Annotated in this window: 21 protein-coding genes; 15 read left to right on the top strand and 6 right to left on the bottom strand. The window is 50.7% G+C overall.

Annotated features, from left to right (window positions below):
• Positions 1-248: 248 nt before the first annotated feature.
• The gene (locus CWE07_RS10710) at positions 249-722 is read right to left on the bottom strand and encodes a GNAT family N-acetyltransferase (RefSeq protein WP_111569881.1); all 474 of its coding nucleotides are present in this window, start codon (positions 720-722) and stop codon (positions 249-251) included.
• 20 nt (positions 723-742) lie between these two features.
• On the bottom strand, positions 743-2,200 hold the full coding sequence (locus tag CWE07_RS10705; RefSeq protein ID WP_111569882.1) for a RimK family protein: 1,458 nt from the start codon (positions 2,198-2,200) through the stop codon (positions 743-745).
• Between the two features lie 316 nt (positions 2,201-2,516).
• On the opposite strand from CWE07_RS10705, the gene hemH reads away from it, so the two are divergent.
• From hemH to CWE07_RS10690, 3 genes are all read left to right on the top strand, one after another.
• Positions 2,517-3,602: a ferrochelatase gene (hemH, locus tag CWE07_RS10700; protein WP_111569883.1), complete on the top strand. Its 1,086-nt coding sequence runs from the start codon at positions 2,517-2,519 to the stop codon at positions 3,600-3,602.
• A 192-nt stretch (positions 3,603-3,794) separates the two neighbouring features.
• A complete protein-coding gene (locus tag CWE07_RS10695; RefSeq protein WP_111569884.1) occupies positions 3,795-4,319 on the top strand; it encodes a TIGR03546 family protein in 525 nt (174 codons plus the stop codon).
• Complete coding sequence (locus CWE07_RS10690; RefSeq protein WP_111569885.1) at positions 4,316-6,097, top strand: TIGR03545 family protein; 1,782 nt, start codon at positions 4,316-4,318, stop codon at positions 6,095-6,097. The genes CWE07_RS10695 and CWE07_RS10690 overlap by 4 nt, the downstream gene beginning before the upstream one ends.
• A 20-nt stretch (positions 6,098-6,117) precedes the next feature.
• Here the strand turns inward: CWE07_RS10690 and CWE07_RS10685 are convergent, their stop codons facing one another.
• Complete coding sequence (locus tag CWE07_RS10685; protein WP_111569886.1) at positions 6,118-6,735, bottom strand: trimeric intracellular cation channel family protein; 618 nt, start codon at positions 6,733-6,735, stop codon at positions 6,118-6,120.
• 142 nt (positions 6,736-6,877) lie between these two features.
• Here CWE07_RS10685 and CWE07_RS10680 point away from each other — a divergent pair, with 142 nt between their 5' ends.
• The 12 genes from CWE07_RS10680 (at position 6,878) to CWE07_RS10625 (ending at position 17,146) form a co-directional block, all read left to right on the top strand.
• Positions 6,878-8,449: a sigma 54-interacting transcriptional regulator gene (locus CWE07_RS10680; protein WP_111569887.1), complete on the top strand. Its 1,572-nt coding sequence runs from the start codon at positions 6,878-6,880 to the stop codon at positions 8,447-8,449.
• A gap of 149 nt (positions 8,450-8,598) precedes the next feature.
• Entirely contained in the window at positions 8,599-8,937 is a 339-nt protein-coding gene (gene yajC / locus CWE07_RS10675) for a preprotein translocase subunit YajC (protein WP_111569888.1), read from the top strand.
• A 48-nt stretch (positions 8,938-8,985) separates the two neighbouring features.
• Positions 8,986-10,830, top strand: a complete 1,845-nt coding sequence (secD, locus tag CWE07_RS10670; protein WP_111569889.1) for a protein translocase subunit SecD — start codon at positions 8,986-8,988, stop codon at positions 10,828-10,830.
• 9 nt (positions 10,831-10,839) lie between these two features.
• Positions 10,840-11,799 carry a protein translocase subunit SecF gene (gene secF / locus CWE07_RS10665; RefSeq protein WP_111569890.1) on the top strand — a complete coding sequence of 320 codons (960 nt, stop codon included), beginning with the start codon at positions 10,840-10,842 and terminating at the stop codon, positions 11,797-11,799.
• Positions 11,800-11,923: 124 nt separating this feature from the next.
• Entirely contained in the window at positions 11,924-12,697 is a 774-nt protein-coding gene (gene yaaA, locus CWE07_RS10660) for a peroxide stress protein YaaA (RefSeq protein WP_111569891.1), read from the top strand.
• Positions 12,698-12,727: 30 nt separating this feature from the next.
• Positions 12,728-13,633, top strand: coding sequence for a DUF3014 domain-containing protein (locus CWE07_RS10655; RefSeq protein WP_111569892.1), 906 nt, complete (start codon positions 12,728-12,730; stop codon positions 13,631-13,633).
• A 10-nt stretch (positions 13,634-13,643) separates the two neighbouring features.
• Positions 13,644-14,066, top strand: coding sequence for a 1-acyl-sn-glycerol-3-phosphate acyltransferase (locus tag CWE07_RS10650; protein WP_241974127.1), 423 nt, complete (start codon positions 13,644-13,646; stop codon positions 14,064-14,066).
• Positions 14,066-14,722: a GNAT family N-acetyltransferase gene (locus tag CWE07_RS10645; protein WP_111569894.1), complete on the top strand. Its 657-nt coding sequence runs from the start codon at positions 14,066-14,068 to the stop codon at positions 14,720-14,722. Before CWE07_RS10650 ends, CWE07_RS10645 begins: the two co-directional genes overlap by 1 nt.
• A gap of 51 nt (positions 14,723-14,773) precedes the next feature.
• Positions 14,774-15,238 (top strand): 6,7-dimethyl-8-ribityllumazine synthase, encoded by a 465-nt coding sequence (ribH, locus tag CWE07_RS10640; protein WP_111569895.1) that lies wholly within the window; start codon positions 14,774-14,776, stop codon positions 15,236-15,238.
• Positions 15,239-15,249: 11 nt separating this feature from the next.
• Positions 15,250-15,669, top strand: a complete 420-nt coding sequence (gene nusB, locus CWE07_RS10635) for a transcription antitermination factor NusB (RefSeq protein ID WP_111569896.1) — start codon at positions 15,250-15,252, stop codon at positions 15,667-15,669.
• Between the two features lie 4 nt (positions 15,670-15,673).
• The gene (gene thiL / locus CWE07_RS10630) at positions 15,674-16,663 is read left to right on the top strand and encodes a thiamine-phosphate kinase (RefSeq protein ID WP_111569897.1); all 990 of its coding nucleotides are present in this window, start codon (positions 15,674-15,676) and stop codon (positions 16,661-16,663) included.
• Between the two features lie 3 nt (positions 16,664-16,666).
• Complete coding sequence (locus tag CWE07_RS10625; protein WP_111569898.1) at positions 16,667-17,146, top strand: phosphatidylglycerophosphatase A family protein; 480 nt, start codon at positions 16,667-16,669, stop codon at positions 17,144-17,146.
• 32 nt (positions 17,147-17,178) lie between these two features.
• Here the strand turns inward: CWE07_RS10625 and dxs are convergent, their stop codons facing one another.
• The 3 genes from dxs to CWE07_RS10610 are packed head-to-tail and all read right to left on the bottom strand — an operon-like array spanning position 17,179 to position 20,213.
• Positions 17,179-19,053, bottom strand: coding sequence for a 1-deoxy-D-xylulose-5-phosphate synthase (gene dxs, locus CWE07_RS10620; RefSeq protein ID WP_111569899.1), 1,875 nt, complete (start codon positions 19,051-19,053; stop codon positions 17,179-17,181).
• A gap of 3 nt (positions 19,054-19,056) precedes the next feature.
• Positions 19,057-19,953 (bottom strand): (2E,6E)-farnesyl diphosphate synthase, encoded by an 897-nt coding sequence (gene ispA, locus CWE07_RS10615; RefSeq protein WP_420836546.1) that lies wholly within the window; start codon positions 19,951-19,953, stop codon positions 19,057-19,059.
• Positions 19,950-20,213, bottom strand: coding sequence for an exodeoxyribonuclease VII small subunit (locus tag CWE07_RS10610; protein ID WP_111569900.1), 264 nt, complete (start codon positions 20,211-20,213; stop codon positions 19,950-19,952). Before CWE07_RS10610 ends, ispA begins: the two co-directional genes overlap by 4 nt.
• Positions 20,214-20,344 lie beyond the last annotated feature (131 nt).

Genomic DNA, 20,344 nt, shown 5'->3' with positions numbered 1-20,344 from the left:
ACACAGACATTAAATCTTTGTTATTTGTAAATCGGTTGTTAGAAAGCCTCGTATATTTCTTATTCGTCGTTGTCGCGCGCCAAGCGCTTGCCGTTTACTGAGCTCAAAATCGACCGGGCATTTGTGATGGATGTGGGAGAAAGTAGCTCTTCGCGGACAGCACTTCTAAGCGACGTAGCGCCGCTGCTGGCGACTGGGTTTAGTGTGCAAACCGAGGCAAGCAACGGCGCCGAGCAAACGCTTACGGCTTAAGCGAAGGTCAACTGCATGCGGTAGCCGTCGCTATCGTCTGAATAGTAGGCGGGTAGTATATCGGTGATTTCAAAACCGAGCTGGCGATACAAGCCCAAACCCGCCGTATTACTGCATTTAACCTCAAGGCGCATGCCGCCAGCGCTGCCGTCAACACTGTGCTGCGCGGTTTCAAGAATATGGTTAAGTAAATGCTTACCGATACCTTGGCCACGCGCTGCACTGCTGGTTGCCATGGAATAAAGCCGCCAATAGCGGCTATTTTTTCGGGTTAACACAATGGCGTAAGCCAGCAATGCTGGCGCCGTGCCCGGTTGTTCAACCACGAACACCCGAGCCGTCGGGCTTAACAGTAAATGTCTAAAACTGCGACGACCAATTTGGTCATAACTAAAGCTCGCCTGCTCAAGTTCACACAGGCGATCTAAGTCTGCTGTTTGCCCCTCGCGAATATGCCAAGCGGGCGTCATTGGTGGTTGCTCTGCATAGGTCAGTGCTCAAGACGGCGCACGAAATCCGCCATAATGATGCGATACAATTCGTCACTTAAATGCAAATCTTCCACGCCGTTGTCGATAGACGGGTTGTCATTGACTTCAATGATAACCGGGCCACGGGGCGTTTCTTTCATATCCACACCATACAGGCCGTCACCAATTAAGCGAGTCGCTTGGAGCGCCACTTTAATGACTTCTTTAGGCACCTGGTGCACACCCATGCATTCAAAGTCGCCACTGCGGTTACGCACGGTTTCAGCATGGTTATATATCTGCCAGTGGTTGCGCGCCATATAGTATTTGCACGCATAGACCGCGCGGTTATTCAGCACGCCAATACGCCAGTCAAAGTCGGTACGCATGAATTCCTGGGCGAGCAAAATCGTCGACTTCGCAAATAGACGCTCAGCGGTGGCACGCAGCTCTTCTTCGTTGGAAGCCTTTTCAACTCCGATCGAGAAGGAACCGTCTGGAATCTTCAGCACCACAGGGTAACCTAAGCGTTCGCCGATAGCCGCATAGTCGATTGTAGCGGTATCGATAAGTAGTTCAGAGCGCGGCATCGGCACTTTGTTTTTCTCAAGCAGTTCATGCAAGAAAACTTTGTTGGCACATTTAAGAATCGCTTCTGGCGAGTCAATGACCACCAAGCCATTGGCTTGTGCTTTTTTGGCAAAGCGATAGGTGTGGTGGTTAATCCGCGTGGTTTCGCGAATGAATAGCGCATCGAATTCGAGTAAACGGCTGTAATCGTCCGCAGTAATTAGCTCAGCGTCCATGTCGTTATAACGCGCTGCTTGAATAAACTTCTGCAATGCCTTTTTGTCACTGGTTGGAATATGCTCGTTCGGATCGTGCAAAATGGCTAAATCATAGCGGTATTCTTTGCGTGCCCGCGCCTTACGCCATACGCGTTTGTTAAAACTGTCCAAGGCATTGGCAAATAGGGTCTGCTCGTCGTCGTCTAGTTCGTTAATTGGCTGGTTGGTTAAGCCTTCAATAGTCCAGCCTTGACCATGCCGAACAAACGTTGCCTTCAATGTCGGGCACGGGTAGGCCTCAAACAATTGCCGCGCAAGTAAGGTCAGCTCAGCGGACTCACTTTGCCCAAAACACACCAAAATGCTGACTTTCTGCTGGCTTGGGTCCGTCACAAATTTATTCAACTGACGGTTCATGTCACGCAAAAACAGTTGGTAATGGCGTAAATTCGCTAGGTCGTTCATAACCCCGGCGGATGGCAGAGAGCGTTGTCCACGCGCTTCAGCCAGCAAACTCACATAGTAGCCAGTGGATAAATAACTTAAGTCGGCACATAAATTAATAATGGTGCCGCGGTGGCGTGCGCCTGCTTGCTGCATATACTCGGCAGCACTCATCACCGCTTGGCTAGGTAAGTAGGGTTGCCAGTCAGAAATGTCATCGACAATAATTAACGCTGTATTACGCATGGGTCTCCAAGGCATAGCCGCTAAGCATTTGCCTAAATATAGTTGATTCTGGCGCCATGCTTACATCTTTCACCTTAGGGTGAGGCACCAGAGAGTGTTTAATCGTTGCGAGCAATCGCTTTATTTGAACCTTAAGTACTTAATTTACGTAGCTCATCAGCGTAATCTAAGGTTTAACAGTGTAGGGTTCACTGTGCCAGCACGCAGTGCTCACATGAAACAGGCGCTAACGGCGCACAAGCCACCAAGGTGAGCGTGTGTATCACCCCGTAACATGCTTATAATGACTCAAATTTTGGCAAAGGAAAACTGAATAATGAAGTATCAAGGGCGGTCTGATTTCAACCATGGCGAGCGCGCCAAGATTGGTGTGTTGATCACTAACTTAGGTACGCCAGAAGCCCCGACGCCAAAGGCTTTGCGTACTTATTTAGCGCAATTTCTGTCAGACCCTAGGGTGGTAGAGTTTCCACGTTTACTGTGGAAGGTGATTCTGCATGGGATTATTCTGCGCATTCGCCCTGCGCGCTCTGCAAAGGCCTACCAAACAGTATGGACTGATCAGGGTTCGCCGCTGATGTTCCACACCCAAGCGCAACGCGACGCACTTGCCACACAATTAGCGCAACAGTATGGAGACGGTATCGAAGTCGCCTTTGCCATGCGTTATGGCCAACCATCCATTGAGTCTGCGATTGAAAAACTAAGCGCAGCGGGCGTACGCCAACTATTGGTGCTGCCGCTCTACCCACAGTATTCAGGCTCCACTACCGGCTCGACGTTTGATAACCTCGCCGCCGACTTCACTCAGCGCCGTTGGTTACCGGACCTGCGGTTTATCAGTCACTACCACGATTATCCAGCGTATATCCAAGCCGTCGGCGATAAAATTAAGGCGCATTGGGAAAAACACGGCCGCTGCGACAAGCTGATTTTCTCTTACCATGGCGTACCTAAACGTTACTTACTTCAGGGCGACCCATACCACTGCGAGTGTTATAAAACTACGCGTTTGGTGGCGGAGTATTTAGGCCTTGGTAAGGACGACTATATGACGACGTTCCAGTCGCGCTTTGGACGTGAAGAATGGTTAAAGCCTTACACCGACGAAACCTTGAAAAGCCTGCCCGCACAGGGGGTCAAATCGGTACAAATGGTATGCCCAGGTTTCTCCTCTGACTGTCTTGAAACCATTGAGGAAATTGGCGAAGAAAACCGTGAATACTTTGAGCATGCAGGTGGTGAAACTTACCAATATATCGAATGTCTGAACGCCGATGCTGCGCACATTGATATGATGGCTCAGCTCGTGAATGACAATTTACATGGCTGGGTGCCGGGCGACCAAGCGCAAGCTGTGCAAACTGCAATATTGGCTAAAGAGCAAGGCGCGGCGCGATAAAGGCTAGCGAGGTGGTTAGCAAAAAATATGCAAAAAAGGTGTTACACGAGCCATAATACATAATAATCAGCGACCAAGTGGGCGTTGACGTTCTTAAGCTTAAAACTTGTGGCCCTTAAAACTTGGGGCTTAACCCCTTGTTTGCACAGGCTTGCTTGCACACGCTAGTTTGAACACTTAAAAGGAGTCGATATGTTAGGCATGTTGGCGCGCTTGTTGAAAGCGTTGAACTCAGAGGCGGGGCCTTGGGCCATTGCATGGGGGTTCGTATTAGGGATGATCATGGGGCTGACACCGTTGTTAAGCCTGCATAATCTGATAATTATCTTCTTAGCTATGTCACTGAGAATTAACTTCAGCGGGTTTTTAATCGCATGGTTGTTTTTCTCGGGGGTTGCCTACCTGTTCGATCCAATCGCTGACTATATCGGCGAAAGCTTGTTGCAGGCGCAGGCTCTGCAAGGGTTGTGGACCTCATTATACGACCAACCATGGGCACGCTTGGCGCAATTTAACCATACCATCACCTTAGGCTCGCTTACTTTCGCGCTTTTATTTGCGCCCCTTTGGTTGTTTATCAGCTACTACTTGGTGGTGAACTATCGTGCGCGGGTTAAAGCTTGGTTTATTAAGCTGAAAATTGTGCAAGCGTTACGCGGCTCTAAATTCTGGGGCATCTACGAGCGTCTAAGTAGCTTACGCGGAGGTTCAGTATGAATAAGTATATCCGCTGGCACGGCATGTTGGCATTCATAGGCTTCTTTGCTGCGCTGATTGCGTTGGTCTATTTTTTTGCTGCCCCTGCATTGCGCTTTGGTTTGACTACGGGGTTAACCCGCGTAAATGGTGCCGAAGTCAACATTGAGCGACTTAGCTTGCAATGGTCTCCGTTTGCAGTTGAGCTACAAAATATTGAATTTACCGACCCGGAAACACCGGAATTAAATCGCTTTCAAGCCCAGCGGGTCAGCTTTGGCGTCGAAGTTTTACAAGCGATGATAGGCCGCGTGTATATTGACGAGCTCAGCGCCACTGGTATTGCCATGGGTGTGGAGCGTGCGCGTCCTGGGCGTGTACGTGCCGACTATATTGCTGAGCGTGAAGCGGAAGGCGACACACGTACTTGGGGTGAGCGCTTTGCAGAGTTGGGCTTTGATTTTCCTGACTTAGATGAACTTCTTGAACGCAGTGAAATTCGCACTCCAGCGGTAGTTGATAGTTCTGAGCGTGCTGTGCGCCAAAGTCGTAATGACGTTGAAAATCGGCGTGACGAATTGCCTTCAAGTGATGTGATTGACCAATACGAAACACGTATGCGCGCATTACGCGACGCACGGCCGCGTACGATTGAAGAATTTGAGCAACTACGCCGTCAATTGACGGAGCTGCGTGATGATATGCGCGCTGACCGTGACCGTGTGCAAGCCTTCACCCAAAGCGTTGAAAATGCAGCCAATCAAATTCAGACGTCGGTGCGTGAATTACGTGATGCACCGGGCGCTGACCTTGACCGCGTCAGACGCTTAATTGAGCTCGACAATGACGCTATTAGCGACATCGCTGGCATTCTGTTTGGCCCGCAGGTGCAACAATGGACAGATTACGCGTTAATTGCTTACGATTTCGTCGCACCGTTATTACAAAGCGAAGCGGAAGAAGAGCCCTCACGTTGGGAAGGTCGCTTTATTGAGTTTGATGACGGTTCAGCGCCAAGCTTCTTAATTCGTCTGGCTAATACATCGCTGACCTTGGGAGAGGTCGATATAAGCGTGCGCTGGGACAACATTACCTGGCAACACGAACGTATTGGTAGCCCGACAACCTACGTGTTGAATGTATCGCAAACCCCTTACTGGAATAGCTTTAGCGCAGACGGTAACTTCTTTATCAACGAAGCGATTGAATTCAATGGCCAGCAACAATGGTCATTGCAAGGCGCGGAACTTACCGCCCAGCGTCTGCTTGAGCAGGCCAACCTGCGTGTCGACTTAAGCCGCGCGGTGATTAACAGCCGTGGTGACGTGCGCATTAGCGAAGGCCGCTTCAGTGGTGGTGCTGGGGTGAATTTGCAAGATGTCGAAATGGCGACCGAAGGCGACAGAACCTGGGCGCGCCTACTGGGTAGCGCATTAACCCAAATTCAAGCGTTTGACTTAGACGTTGGGTTGGCGGGGCGCGTTGGCTCGCCGCGACTGAATATCAGTTCAGACTTAGATAATCAGTTATCCAGTGCCTTGAGTGGCGTGATGCAAGAGTACGCCTCTGAGCAGTTGACCGAGGTGCGAGCGCAGCTTGAGGCGCAAGTCGCTGCGGCGATGGCGGACATTCAACCGCAACTTGATCAGGTCCAGCAGCTTCGTAGCTTGGCACAAGATCGTGAAGGCCAACTACAAAGCTTGTTGGATGAGGAGCTGGATAATCTGCGCGACAGTGCATTGGACCAGCTGCGCAATCGCTTAGGCGATCAATTACGTGGACGCTTAGGGGGCAATTAGCCCCCTTCGTTTATGTGGGGTTAGCGTTTATCGCTGTGCTCGCTAAAAACTGGTAGCGACCAATGGTATTTAAGTGCGCCCATGCGTAAGCCAAAGGTGGTTACCATGGCGACTAACATTGCCACGGTGGGGTGCCATGGGTACAGCAGCACAAATAAGGTGGCCCCAGCAATACAGGTGGTCGCATACAATTCGCTTTTCAGTACCAGCGGCACTTCACGGGCGACGACGTCGCGCAACATCCCGCCAAACACGGCCGTCATGGTGCCGAGAATAATCGCAGTAAAACCTGTGACGCCTGCATTAATGGCCTTTTCAGCGCCTAATACAGTAAAAAATGCAATCCCCAGGGCATCCGCAAACAAGAGTCGATTGACGGGAATATAGGCTTTAAATCTGAGCCAGATAATCGCCCCTAAAGCCGCCGCTAAGATGACCATGAAATACACCGGGTCATGCAGCCAAAATACTGGCACATCAAGAATTAAATCACGGGTAGTCCCGCCGCCAATCGCGGTTAACGACGCTAGCACCACCACGCCGAATCCGTCCATGTGCTTTCGAAACGCCAAGAGGGTGCCGGAAATTGCAAATACGGCGACGCCTAAGAGGTCGGTTAAGTAGAACCAATCGAGCATAAGTTGCTGAACCTAGGTTAAAAAGTAACTAAACAATGAGTGTGCCGGTATTATATCTGGTTTCAAATGCTTTTAATCATTAGTATGAGGGGAAAATAATAACTATCGAAGCACCACAGTAGACACCACTAAGGAGGGCGCGGTGAGTAATCAGTATGACGAGCCAACCCGAATTTTCCCCAAAGGTAGAGCCACGTATGCAAGCGACGACCGCCAAATTGTGCCAGTCGCAATTATTGCCTGCCACCCGGACCCAAATCGTTTAGGCGAATTTTGTGTACTAGACGGAGTGATGCAGTTCGCTGAACAAGAGTTGAATCGCCATACCCCAGAGTTTCATTCAGCAGCGAGTAGTATCGGTGTGGGCCTTGGCGTGCCTCAAGTGAGCCGCAAAGCCATGCGTTTGGAACGCGTGGGTAAGCTCGATATTATGCTGCATCGTCAAGCCTATTCGGCTGCGGTCAGTGTTAATCAAGTGGAATTAGACGAGCGAGTTCTCATCACAGAAGCACAGCTACAGCAGGGTGTTGAGCTTTGCTTGGGCGAACATGTAATGATTTTGCTCAAAGCCATGCAAATGCCAAATATTGTGCATCATGACTTAGGGCTGGTGGGTATAAGTGCCGCGATGCAAGACGTGCGTGAACGTATCAATAAGGTCGCGCCGGCAGACGAGCCAGTGTTGATTCGTGGCGCGACTGGATGCGGTAAGGAGCTTGTTGCACAGGCTATCTATCATCAGTCAGGACGGCAAAAGCAACCCTTCGTGGCAGTGAACATCGCCGCATTGCAGCCATCGCTGGCGGTATCTGAGCTATTTGGCGCCACCAAGGGTGCCTATACCGGGGCAACGGCAGACCGGGACGGTCTGTTTCAAGCTGCGAACACAGGTACCTTATTCCTGGATGAAATTGGCGAGGCTTCGCAAGAAGTGCAAGCGATGCTACTACGTGCATTGGAAACCCATCAGGTGGTGCCAGTCGGAGCGACTCAAGCGAGCGACGTTGACGTGCGGATTATTGCCGCAACGGACGCCAACCTTGAACAGCAGGGCGAGGGTAGCTTTAAGCAGCCATTATTACACCGTTTGAGTAGCTACCAGATATTCTTACCGCCGTTACGTGAGCGACGTGAGGATATACCGTCCTTGCTGCGGCTTTTTATGCGCAGCCACTGGGAAAAAACCAGTGGTCAAGCTGAGCTACCTATCGATGTGGCGTCGCCATGGTTACATAATACGACTGTGCGTCAGCTATTAGAGGCCGAATGGCCGGGTAACGTCCGTCAGCTGCGCAATGTCACCCGGCAAATGCTGTTTGATTCCACACCTGGCATGCCATTGCGCTTAGAGCAGCAGTTATTAGGCATGCTGAAAAATGATGCGCCCGTGGCGCAAGCGACTGCGCCATTGCCAGAGGCAAACGTGCGTAAACGTAAGCCGAGCCAAATTAGCCGGGATGAACTGGTGTTAGCGCTGCGGCGTCATCGCTACGAACTTCAAGCCACCGCCGACGATTTAGGTATTTCACGCGCTTCGGTATATCAATTAATTGAACGCCATCCAGAGTTAAAGCACACCGCTGACTTAACTGACGACGAGCTAACTCATTGTTATCACGAGTTTAACGGCGATCTTGAGCGTATGATGGAACACCTTGAGGTGTCGCAAATTGGGTTGCGTCGACGACTTCGTGCGATGGGGCTCGACGCATAGCCGTTTAGATTTGCGTCAGACTTGGGTAGAATGCAGCGTTAATTTTTAAAATAGGCATGGAAAGCGACATGTCTGACTTGTTTCAGTTGGCTTGCGTCCCAATAACTACACCCAAGCTAAATTGATTATTGTTATTTAGAGGAATATGTATGGACTTTTTAATCTCATCTGCACACGCGGCAGCGCCAGCTGGCCAAGCCGAAGGTAGCACCTTGTCTTTATTTATCATGCTGGCTGTTTTCGGTCTGATTTTTTACTTCATGATTTACCGCCCGCAAGCTAAGCGTGTTAAAGAGCATAAAAGCCTGGTATCTGCACTCACTAAAGGTGATGAAGTGTTGATTCAAGGTGGCTTGGTAGGCCGTATCAGCAAAGTGGCTGACGACAACGACTTTATGGTGATTGCAGTGGCCGATAACGTTGAAATGACAGTGCAAAAAGGTGCTGTTGCCGCGGTGTTGCCAAAAGGTACGATTAAAACGCTTTAATCTAGCCTGAGCGCAATATACTCACGCCCGATATGAAAGGACGTATTTGTGTTAAATAAATTTCCAACGTGGAAGTATCTGATGGTGATCATTGTGGTCGCCGTCGGTGCGCTCTACGCGCTGCCAAATTTGTATGGGGAAGACCCAGCGATTCAAATTTCAGCTCAGCGTAGCGGCGAAGTGACCACATCAACGATGACTCAAGTGCAACGCGCGCTTGAATCAAATGGAATTGAGCCGCGCGGCGTCACCCTTGAAGACAGCACTATTTTAGTGCGCCTTGAATCGGATGATCAGCAACTTGCGGCCCAAGACATCCTGAATGCTGAACTTGGGCGTGACTACATTGTGGCGCTCAATCTGGCACCTGCGCAGCCTGCGTGGTTGGCGGCGATTGGCGGCCAGCCCTTAAAGCTTGGTCTGGACTTACGCGGTGGTGTGCACTTCTTGATGGAAGTGGACATGGAAGAAGCACTAATGAAAATTCGTGAACAGATGGTCACGGAAGTGCGTTCGACCTTGCGCCAGGAAAGCATTCGTTATCGCAGTGTCGAAGAAAGTGGTAATGACGTTGAGGTCGTGCTGCGTAATGCAGAAGACGTGCAAGCCGCTAGCCGTGTATTACGTAATGCCTTCCAAGGCTACGATGCATCGACAGATGGTAACACGCTGCGCTTATCGATGAGCGATGATTACCTGCAAGAAACCCAAGCCAATGCGATTTCGCAAAACATTACGATTTTGCGTAACCGTGTCAATGAATTGGGTGTTGCCGAGCCGGTGATTCAACGTCAAGGCCAAGACCGTATTGTGGTTGAGTTACCTGGTGTACAAGACACCGCGCGCGCGAAAGAGATCTTGGGCGCGACAGCAACCCTGGAATTTCGCTTTGTCGACACCGAAAACGATTTACGTGACGCCCAGCAAGGACGAGTACCATTTGGTAGCCGCTTGTACGACGTGCGTGGCGGTGGTCAGCAATTGCTCGAAAACCGCATCATCTTGACCGGTGACCATATCGTTAATGCTAATTCTGGCTTTGACGAGAACAATCGTCCACAGGTTAATATTCAGCTTGATTCAGCAGGCGGCAACATGATGTCGCTGGCAACCCGTGACCGCATCGGCGACCCGATGGCGACGGTGTTTATTGAGTTTATTGCCACCGGCGAAACCACAGCGGATGGTCGTATTGAATTTGAACGGGTTGAGGAAGTGGTGTCGGTTGCGACTATCCAAGCGCGTTTAGGTTCAAGCTTCCGCATTACTGGCGTGGGTTCACCGCAGGACGCGCAGAACCTTGCACTCTTGTTACGCGCTGGTGCCTTGATTGCGCCGATCCAAATCGTTGAAGAACGTACTGTGGGCCCAAGCTTAGGTGCGCAAAATATCCGCGACGGTATGACGGCCATTCTATCAGGTTTCATTTTAGTGCTGATTTTTATGGGTATTTACTACCGTAAATTTGGCTTAGTCGCGAACGCGGCACTATTCACCAACCTGATCTTAATTGTCGGTATTATGTCATTGATTCCAGGCGCGACGCTGACAATGCCGGGGATGGCGGGTATCCTGCTGACCGTTGGTATGGCAGTTGATGCCAACGTACTGATATTTGAGCGTATTCGTGAAGAGCTAAAAGAAGGGCGAAGTCCGCAACAAGCGATTAAGCATGGTTACGACAACGCGTTATCGTCGATTGCTGACGGTAACATCACCACGCTGATTGCGGCGATCATCCTGTTTGCCGTGGGTACTGGCCCAATCAAAGGCTTCGCGGTAACGCTTGCCATTGGTATCGTGACGTCCATGTTCACGGCGATTATCGGTACACGAGCCATTGTTAACTTTATCTGGGGCCGACAAAAACGCCTCACGAAGTTATCGATTTAGGGGGCTACGATGTTTTTTGAAATTACTAAAGTAGACGAAAATCGCCCCATCAACTTTATGAACATGAGTAAGCCGACGGCGATACTCAGTGTCATTTTGTTACTGATTGCCATTGTATCGTTATCGACGCGAGGCCTGAACTGGGGCTTAGACTTTACGGGCGGTACTTTGGTGGAAGTGGGCTTCTCACAGCCAGCTAATCTGGAAGAACTGCGTGACGTACTCGCGGCGAATGAATTTGACGACGCCATTGTGCAAAACTTTGGCTCGTCGCGCGATGTGCTGGTGCGTGTTCCACCGCGCTTGGAAGCAGAAAATGCGGACGCCATTGGCGAACAGCTATTTCGCTTACTTAGCACTGAGGTGGACAGCAATTTAGACCTGCGCCGCGTTGAGTTCGTTGGCCCAAGTGTCGGTGAAGAGCTTGCTGAAGCAGGTGGTTTAGCCATGATAGTCGCGGCCATTTGTATCTTAATTTACGTGTCATTTCGTTTCGAATGGCGTATCGCATTAGCCTCGGTGATCGGCTTGGTGCAAGACGTGATTATGGTGCTTGGCTTGTTCTCGCTGCTGCAAGTGCAGTTGGATTTAACCATTTTAGCGGCATTATTGGCGGTCATAGGTTACTCCCTGAACGACAGTATCGTTATTTCGGACCGGATTCGAGAGAACTTTCTGAAGTTGCGCAATACCGAAGTGCCTGACGTGATTAATATTTCACTTAGCCAGTGTTTGAGCCGGACACTGATTACCTCATTAACCACTATTATGGTATTGCTCACGCTATACTTCTTCGGTGGCCAAATGGTTAACGGCTTTGCACTCGCGATGTTGGTAGGTGTGGTAGTGGGTACTTACTCATCAACGTTCACTCGTACCACGATTATGATCGCGTTGGGCATTTCACGGGAAGACTTGCTACCGCCAGAAGTTGAAAAAGAAGGTCAGGACCAAGAGAACATGATTTAACTATCATGCTTGGACTGACAAAGCCGATGCTTTCAATCGAATGCATCGGCTTTTTTTTCGTCGCTCAGACAAGTAGGCTACACTATACCTAAGTATTAAGCGTAATGTATAAGAGGCAGATTGGATGTTATTGGTTGTATCACCTGCAAAGAACTTGGATTTCGAAAGCCCAGCGGCGGTCGATGATTATACTCAACCACGTCATTTAGACGACTCGGCGGCACTCATTCAGCGCGCACGTGAGTTGAGCCCGCAGCAGATTGCCAGCTTGATGAAAATCAGTGATAAGTTGGCAGGGCTAAATGCCGCTCGGTTCGCTGAATGGCAAACACCATTTACACCGGACAACGCGAAAGCAGCAGTCTTCGCATTTAATGGCGATGTCTATGCCGGTTTAGATGCTGCTAGTTTGAGCCCTGACACGATTGCATACGCTCAGCAACACATGCGTATTCTGTCCGGCTTGTATGGCTTGCTACGACCGCTGGATTTGATGCAAGCCTATCGATTAGAGATGGGCACCAAGCTGGATAACCCGCGTGGTAAAGACCTGTATGCATTCTGGGGCGCGCGTATAGCCGAGCAATTAAATCAAGATATGCAGCAAAGTGGCGACAAGTATTTGCTTAACCTAGCGTCGAATGAATATTTTAAAGCGGTTGACAAAAAGGCGTTAGACGCTGAGATTATTAGTCCGGTGTTTAAGGATACTAAAAACGGTCAACTAAAAGTGATTAGCTTTTACGCCAAGAAAGCGCGAGGCATGATGGCGCGCTATGTGGTGGAGAATCAGGTCACTTCGTTAAAAGAATTAAAAGGTTTTACTGCCGAGGGATATAAATACGATGCCGCGTTGTCTTCAGAGAGCGCGCCTGTGTTTACGCGCCCCGAACAATAATGTGTCGACTGCGCTTTGGAGAGTGAGTAAATGACTGACAGACATGCCCAAAATCAACCTGAGCAAGATACCAGATCGGCACCTGACGCCGGCAATCGCAAGGGTGTGATCAGTATCGTTATCGCCGTGGTTTTGGTGGTTATTCTCGGCGTCGTCTTATGGCTATGGCAAAGCGACGATGACAGCGCTGTCAGCGAGCGCCGCCCGGTACCACAACCGGTGCAGGAAAGGGTAGAGCCAGAACCACAGCCGCAGCGACCCGAGTCAAGCGAACCCGATACCGAAGTAGTCGTGCCAGAGCCTGCTCCAATTCGACCAACGCCCGCCATGGACGAGCCGCAAGCGCCAGAGCTTGAGTTACCAGACTTAAACGAGAGCACTGAGTTTGTGATGGAGCAAGCCCGGGAGCGTGAACTGAATACGCGACCGATCCGGTCTGAACACTTAGTGCGTGATTTGGTTATTTTCGTGCACAACTTAAGTGACGGCGATGTGATTCGTGAAAGCGCTACGATTGCTGGCCCCGACGCGCGCTTCAGCACCCAAACCGTTGATAATCAGCTATATATCGATGAGCGTGCCTACGCGCGTTACAATGAAATTGTGGAGTGGTTTGTTGGCTTAGACAGCCAGCGTTTAGTGCGAGCCTATCGTGACTTTGAACCTTTGTTTGCCCAAGCGTTTAGCGAAATTGCGCATCCTGATCAGGCGTTCATTGATGAAGTGATTGAAGCCATTGATGTACTGCTGACCACGCCAGAACCTGAGGGTATGCTGGCTTTAGAAGATGATCGTGTGATGTATACGTTCGCAGATCCAGACTTGGAACAATTGCCAGCCGCACAAAAGCAGATGCTACGTATGGGCTTAGACAATCAACGCCGAGTGAAGCGTAAATTGCGCGAAGTTCGTGCATTGTTAGTGGAACAACGTTAGGTCACTATGCTTGGACAGACGCGATTCGGATAACCAGTATCAGGCACTACCAGCCAAGCCCTCCCCATGGGTAAGCTGGGTAGGGCGTATGGGGCTCAAGCTGTTAGGGGGCTGGCAAGTGCAAGGGCAATTGCCAGATATCCCCAAAGCGATTATCGCGATTGCGCCGCATACGTCAAACTGGGACTTCTTTGTTGGCTTAATGGTGAAGTTCAAGCTCGGTTTAGAGGTCAACTTTTTAGGCAAGCATTCGTTATTTCGCTTTCCAATTAAAGGTTTTTTGACGCGTATTGGCGGTATTCCGGTGCAACGCGACAGTGCCCATGGTGTGGTGGGTAGCATGAGCCAGGCTACGGAAGACATCCATTCAGCGCTACTTCAGATTCAGCACTTTACCAGCAAAGCGCGCGGTAAAATTTTGGAGAACGAATAATGGCCAACCAAACTCAATCCTTAAGCGGACACTCAAGGCTGATGGTGTGGTGCGGTGCTGTACTTGCCGTTATGATGATGTCGTCAAGCCATGCGCGTGAGCTTGCATTTGAACCGGCACCAGCAAGCGATGAAAAATGGGCGATTGAGCCGTTGCAGGAAACTGACAATCAAGCTTACTTTCAAGCCTTTCGAAGCTCCCAAGCCATGCTGCTGAGAACTTTAGGCTGGGGTTGGCCAACGCCGAGGCTCACGCCCGAAGGTAATCTGGACACCATTCGCTTTTACTTGCAGCAACATGAAAGCCAGCGTGGCTACACCTATGTGATACGCGATGCTGCTCATCGTCGTATCCGCGGCGCCGTGTTCATCAACCCAGTGCAGCAGCGCGCTGGGGTTAATGGCTTTCGTGCCGCCGATTATCAAGCCGAAGTAACGTTTTGGCTGAATCAGGCGGGACAAGAATCAGGTGATGCCGACGCCCTCGTGCCGCAATTGTTGACTTGGTTAAGGGACGATTGGGGCCTGGAGCGAGTGTTGTTTCCTAGCGCAAGCAGCAACCAATTTGCGCGCGGACAGTTCGAGCAATCGCGCTTAGAATTTGTCGCAGAAAATGCGAATAATGACGAGATATTGCATCGCTATCGTGCGCGTTAGTGCGCACTATGCTACACTAGCGACCATTTTTTAAGTGGCTTGGACATACAGATGAATATTATTGAAGGTGGCGTTGCGGCGCCGGGTAAGAAATTTGCCATTGTCGTATCACGTTTTAACAGCTTCATCGTCGACGCGCTGCTAGAAGGTGCAGTTGGCACATTGCAGCGCATCGGCCAGGTAAGCGCCGACGACATCACCGTGGTACGCGTTCCAGGTGCCTACGAACTACCGCTGACAGCAAAGAAAGTTGCCGATAGCGGTAAGTATGACGCTGTGATTGCCATCGGTGCAGTGATTCGTGGCGGTACGCCACACTTTGATTTTGTTGCTGGTGAAGCCAATTCAGGTTTAGCACGCGTAGCGATGGAATCTGGTATTCCAGTCGCGTTTGGTGTGATCACCACTGACACTGACGAGCAGGCGATTGATCGCGCCGGCGTCAAGCATGGCAATAAGGGCTCAGAAGCAGCCTTAAGTGCGCTTGAAATGGTCAACGTTCTGCAACAGTTGTAAGGAAGAATATCGTGAAACCAGCAGCTCGCCGTAAGGCGCGTCGTCTTGCTATCCAAGCCATCTATTCATGGCAGTTATCGGACAATAGCATCAGTGACATCGAAGCGGAATTTTTAACGGATAACGACACCAGTAAAGTGGATGTCGATTATTTCCAAGACCTGATCCGTGGTGTTGCGACCCAAGCCAACAGCTTAGACGGCTCATTGTCACCGTTTACCGACCGTCCATTTGCTGACTTAGACCAAATCGAACGTGCGATTCTTCGGGTTGCAGCCTACGAGCTGAAATTCCGTGTCGACGTACCCTACAAAGTTGTCATGAATGAAGCGATTGAACTGGCTAAAGCCTTTGGTGCTGACGACAGCCACCGTTTCGTCAATGGTGTGTTAGACAAAGCCGTCGACAGCTTGCGTTCGGCCCGCCAATAGTGACATGTCACAGTTAACCGAATTTGAGTTAATTGCACAATACTTCAGCCGCCAAAAGCATATCCGCAGTGATGTGCTTTTGGGACAAGGCGATGATTGTGCGGTGGTGACAACTACCCCAGCAACCCAAATTGCAGTCACCACGGACACCATGGTGGCGGGGGTTCATTTCGACGCACATATGCCTGCTCGCGCCATCGGTCATAAGCTGGTGGCGGTGAACTTGTCTGATCTTGCCGCTATGGGTGCGGAGCCTGCTTGGTTGTCACTGGCGATTACCATGCCCGAAGTTGACACCAAGTGGATTGAAGATTTCACCGCTGGCATGTATGAGCTAGCCGAGTATTACCACTGCCAATTGATTGGCGGCGATACCACGCGCGGCCCGTTGACCCTGACCTTAACTGCCCAAGGCCTGTTACCAGAAGGGCAAAAGCTAACTCGTGCTGGTGCCAAACCAGGCGATTGGATATTTGTCAGTGGTTGCCTTGGCGACGCCGCAGCCGCGTTAGCGGTACAGCAGGGGCTCTTAGAGGCCACCGATTTTGTGCGTCACCAGCTAGAAGAGCGTTTGTTCTACCCAACGCCACGGGTGGCATTGGGTCAAGCTATCCGCCATGCCGCGACCAGTTGTGTGGATGTCTCTGACGGCTTAGTGGCAGACTTAGGTCATATTTTACAGCGCTCTAACGTAGGTGCGCGTTTATTCTTGCACCAACTGCCGTATTCAAAGGTCATGCTTGGGCTTGATGAGGAGCAACGTCGGGATTTTGCCTTATTCGGTGGCGATGATTACGAACTGTGCTTTACTGTACCAGAGGAAGAGCGTGGTGCCCTTGAAACCAGTTTGGCACATTCTGGCGTCAGCTTGACCTGTATTGGTCAAATCGACAAGCAACCGGGTTTACGCATGTTTGATCATCAGCAAGAGGTGAGCGCGCAAGGGCGTGGCTACCAACATTTTGCCGCAGCCAAGGATTCGCCGAAAGGATAAACCATGCAATATGCCCATTTATTGAAAAATCCGATTCACTTTTTGTCTTTAGGCTTCGGCAGCGGCTTGGCCGCCAAGGCGCCTGGCACGTTTGGGACTATTGCGGCGATACCAGTTGTCATTCTCGCTAGTTATCTTGGACACACTGGGTTTGCCATCGCTACACTGCTGGCTTGTATCGTCGGGGTTTATTTTTGTGGATATACCGCAAAAGCCATGGGTGAGCACGACCACCCAGCGATTGTGTGGGACGAGATTGCGGGCTTTATGGTGGCGTTTTTATGGTTACCAATTAGCTGGCAAACCTTGTTGGTAGGGTTTGTGCTATTTCGGATTTTCGATATTTTGAAGCCATGGCCTATCCGTTATTTAGATAAGCATGTGCATGGTGGGCTAGGCATCATGTTGGACGATATTTTGGCGGGTCTGGCAACCTTAGCTATTTTGCACGCATTAATTGCATTAGGTTGGCTCGGGCTGTAATCGCAGCGCCCGAGCACCATCACTAACCAGCGTTAAGCATTTTTCTCTAAGCGTTTGCGAATAGTCGCTTCAATTCCGGCAGCGTCCAAGCCCAGTTCTTGGCGGATCTCACCCTGAGTACCATGCTTAATAAACTCATCCGGTAAACCAATATGGAGCACCGGCGTGGCGTTACCTTGGGCATGTAATAGTTCGCTCACCGCACTGCCTGCACCGCCTGCAATCGCATTCTCTTCCACGGTGACCAGCAGCTTATGCTGTGCAGCCGCTTGCGTAATCGCAGCCTCGTCCAGAGGTTTCACGAAGCGCATATCAATCACGCTCGCGCCAAGATTCTCTGCTGCTTGCATAACGTCAGGTAGCAAGGTGCCGAAGTTTAATATCGCTACATCCTTGCCTTCACGGCGCAGCTTGGCTTCACCTATCACCAATGCGCTAAGTGGCGCTAAGTCACAGCCAATGCCATTACCACGCGGGTAACGCACTGCCGCAGGGCGCTTGCTGTCGTATGCGGTATACAGCATTTGGCGGCACTCGTTTTCATCACTTGGGGTCATTACCACCAAATTGGGAATGCAGCGTAAGAAGCTGATGTCGAAGGCACCTTGGTGGGTAGGGCCGTCGGCGCCAACAATACCTGCGCGATCAATCGCAAATACCACTGGCAGATTTTGCAGCGCAACGTCATGAATCACCTGGTCGTACGCACGCTGCAAGAACGTTGAGTAAATTGCGACTACAGGTCGGTACCCGCCAATCGCCAAGCCTGCAGCTAAGGTGACTGAGTGCTGTTCAGCAATCGCAACGTCATAATATTGGTCAGGGAAGCGTTGCGAGAATTCGACCATGCCAGAGCCTTCGCGCATCGCAGGCGTAATGGCGACTAGCTTGTCATCGCTTGCGGCCATGTCACACAGCCAGTCGCCGAAAATTTTCGAATACGATGGCAGTGACGCCTTCGCACTCGGCAACTGATCAATTTTAGGGTCAAACTTTGGCACCCCGTGGTAACCAATAGGGTCTTTTTCTGCTGGGGCGTAGCCTTTGCCTTTGCGTGTGACCACGTGCAATAACTGTGGCCCTTTCATGCCACGCATATTGCTCAAGGTTTCGACCAAGCTATCGACATCATGGCCATCAACTGGGCCGATATAGTTAAAACCTAACTCTTCAAAAATGGTGCCTGGGGTGACCATGCCTTTGACATGCTCTTCGGCGCGGCTGGCGAGCTCGCGTACCACTGGCATGCCACGCAATAACTGTTTTGAGCCTTCACGCAATGACGTGTAGAACTTGCCCGATAGCAAACGGGCGAAATGGTTATTCAAAGCACCGACGTTTTCTGAAATCGACATTTCATTGTCGTTAAGAATGACTAGCATATTGGGGGCAATGTCACCGGCGTGGTTGAGGGCTTCAAATGCCATCCCAGCAGTCATTGCGCCATCACCAATTACGGCCACCACTTTACGGTTATCGGCGTCTTTTTCGGCGGCAATCGCCATGCCTAAAGCAGCGCTAATGGATGTACTGGAGTGGCCGACTGACAGTACGTCGTACTCACTTTCTTCGCGCCACGGAAACGGGTGCAAGCCATCTTTTTGGCGGATGCTGGATAACTGCTCGCGGCGACCGGTTAGAATTTTATGCGGGTAAGCCTGGTGGCCCACGTCCCAAACAATATGATCATAAGGGGTTTGATACACGCGATGTAATGCCACTGTGAGTTCCACTGTGCCTAAACCGCTCGCTAAATGGCCTGAACTTTGACTCACTGAATTGAGCAAGTACTGGCGCAACTCGTGGCACACCTGTGCCAGCTTTTGCTTCGGTAGCGCGCGTAAGTCGGCTGGCGAGTCAATCAAGCTTAATAACGGAAACGAGTTGCTAGGGGTGGTTTGTGACATCTACTAACGGTCTCTTGTGATCAAATAATCAGTGAATTGCTGTAACAATTGGGTATTGTACGGTATCCCTTGCAGGGCGTGTAGCGCTTTTTCATGCAACTGCTGGAGATACGCTTGCGCTTGGTTTAAACCCATCAAGCCAGGGTAGGTAGACTTGCCTTGTTGCTGGTCAGTGCCCTGGGATTTACCCAGCGCCTGGGTGTCACCGACAACATCTAGAATGTCGTCCTGAACCTGAAACGCTAAGCCAATGATATCCGCCCATTTACGCAAAGCCTGCGCCGTTTCGGTACTGACATCCGGCGCGCATGTAAGCCCAAATGTCACCGCACAACGAATCAGCGCCCCAGTTTTATAGGCATGAATCTGCTCTAACTGAGTTTGTCCCACCTGGCTGCCTGTTGCCGCAAGATCCAGCGCCTGGCCGCCGCACATGCCTAAATCGCCTGCACTGCGGGCGAGTTCTTGGACTAAACGCAATTGTGCTGCGCTATTCACCTGCTCATATGGGTGAGTGCACAACAACTCGAAGGCCAATGCTTGGAGGGCGTCGCCGGCTAAAATGGCAGTCGCCTCGTCAAACGCGATATGACAGGTCGGTTGGCCGCGACGTAAGGTATCGTTGTCCATTGCTGGCAGGTCATCATGCACCAAGGAATATGCGTGAATGCATTCAATCGCAGCCGCCGGTGCATCCAGGTCTTTAAGTGTCGCGCCCAGCATTGAGCCCACTGCATAAACTAAGAACGGGCGCACGCGTTTACCACCGAGTAGTACCGCGTATTTCATCGCCTCGAGCAGTTGAGGGCTGACCGCTTCACGTTGGTTTAAGTATTGGGTTAAAAAATCGCTGTGGCGATTGCGCAGTTCAGCGACCGCAGGTTCAAGCTCTGTATTCACTCGTGGTTCTCTGTATCAGACATCGGCTGCAAGGTGTCGTTGCCGCCTTGGCGTAGCAGTACACTTACTTTCTGTTCGGCTTGTTGTAATTTTTGCTGGCTAACACGGGACAGTGCCACCGCGCGCTCAAATTGCTGAAGGGATTTTTCAAGGGGTAAATCGCCTTGTTCAAGTTGGCCTACGATATGTTCAAGCTCGCTCATGGCCTGCTCAAAACTTAGTTCATCTAATGCTGCTGAGGTGTCATTCGACTCGGTCATTATGCTGTCTCCAATGGTTGCCGCAACCTTAACCAACCTTGCCGTAAAATTCAATTGAGGCAGCGCGCAAACAACTGACAAAAAAGCGGCTAGGGCAGCTAACAATACTACCTAAAGCTACTTTACCCAGC

It is taken from the genome of Aliidiomarina maris, from assembly GCF_003987335.1.
GTDB lineage: Bacteria > Pseudomonadota > Gammaproteobacteria > Enterobacterales > Alteromonadaceae > Aliidiomarina > Aliidiomarina maris.
The sequence above is the reverse complement of the archived record's forward strand: the minus strand, read 5'-3'. Positions and strand labels throughout refer to the sequence as shown.

Bases quoted from the DNA above. Each gene is read 5' to 3' on its own strand.
- CWE07_RS10710 (WP_111569881.1), bottom strand. From the start codon at position 722: ATGACGCCCGCTTGGCATATTCGCGAGGGGCAAACAGCAGACTTAGAT.
- CWE07_RS10685 (WP_111569886.1), bottom strand. From the start codon at position 6,735: ATGCTCGATTGGTTCTACTTAACCGACCTCTTAGGCGTCGCCGTATTT.
- dxs (WP_111569899.1), bottom strand. From the start codon at position 19,053: ATGTCACAAACCACCCCTAGCAACTCGTTTCCGTTATTAAGCTTGATT.
- secF (WP_111569890.1), top strand. From the start codon at position 10,840: ATGTTTTTTGAAATTACTAAAGTAGACGAAAATCGCCCCATCAACTTT.
- thiL (WP_111569897.1), top strand. From the start codon at position 15,674: ATGTCACAGTTAACCGAATTTGAGTTAATTGCACAATACTTCAGCCGC.
- CWE07_RS10690 (WP_111569885.1), top strand. From the start codon at position 4,316: ATGAATAAGTATATCCGCTGGCACGGCATGTTGGCATTCATAGGCTTC.
- CWE07_RS10610 (WP_111569900.1), bottom strand. From the start codon at position 20,213: ATGACCGAGTCGAATGACACCTCAGCAGCATTAGATGAACTAAGTTTT.
- yajC (WP_111569888.1), top strand. From the start codon at position 8,599: ATGGACTTTTTAATCTCATCTGCACACGCGGCAGCGCCAGCTGGCCAA.
- CWE07_RS10625 (WP_111569898.1), top strand. From the start codon at position 16,667: ATGCAATATGCCCATTTATTGAAAAATCCGATTCACTTTTTGTCTTTA.
- CWE07_RS10655 (WP_111569892.1), top strand. From the start codon at position 12,728: ATGACTGACAGACATGCCCAAAATCAACCTGAGCAAGATACCAGATCG.
- CWE07_RS10705 (WP_111569882.1), bottom strand. From the start codon at position 2,200: ATGCGTAATACAGCGTTAATTATTGTCGATGACATTTCTGACTGGCAA.
- CWE07_RS10695 (WP_111569884.1), top strand. From the start codon at position 3,795: ATGTTAGGCATGTTGGCGCGCTTGTTGAAAGCGTTGAACTCAGAGGCG.
- CWE07_RS10645 (WP_111569894.1), top strand. From the start codon at position 14,066: ATGGCCAACCAAACTCAATCCTTAAGCGGACACTCAAGGCTGATGGTG.
- hemH (WP_111569883.1), top strand. From the start codon at position 2,517: ATGAAGTATCAAGGGCGGTCTGATTTCAACCATGGCGAGCGCGCCAAG.
- yaaA (WP_111569891.1), top strand. From the start codon at position 11,924: ATGTTATTGGTTGTATCACCTGCAAAGAACTTGGATTTCGAAAGCCCA.
- ribH (WP_111569895.1), top strand. From the start codon at position 14,774: ATGAATATTATTGAAGGTGGCGTTGCGGCGCCGGGTAAGAAATTTGCC.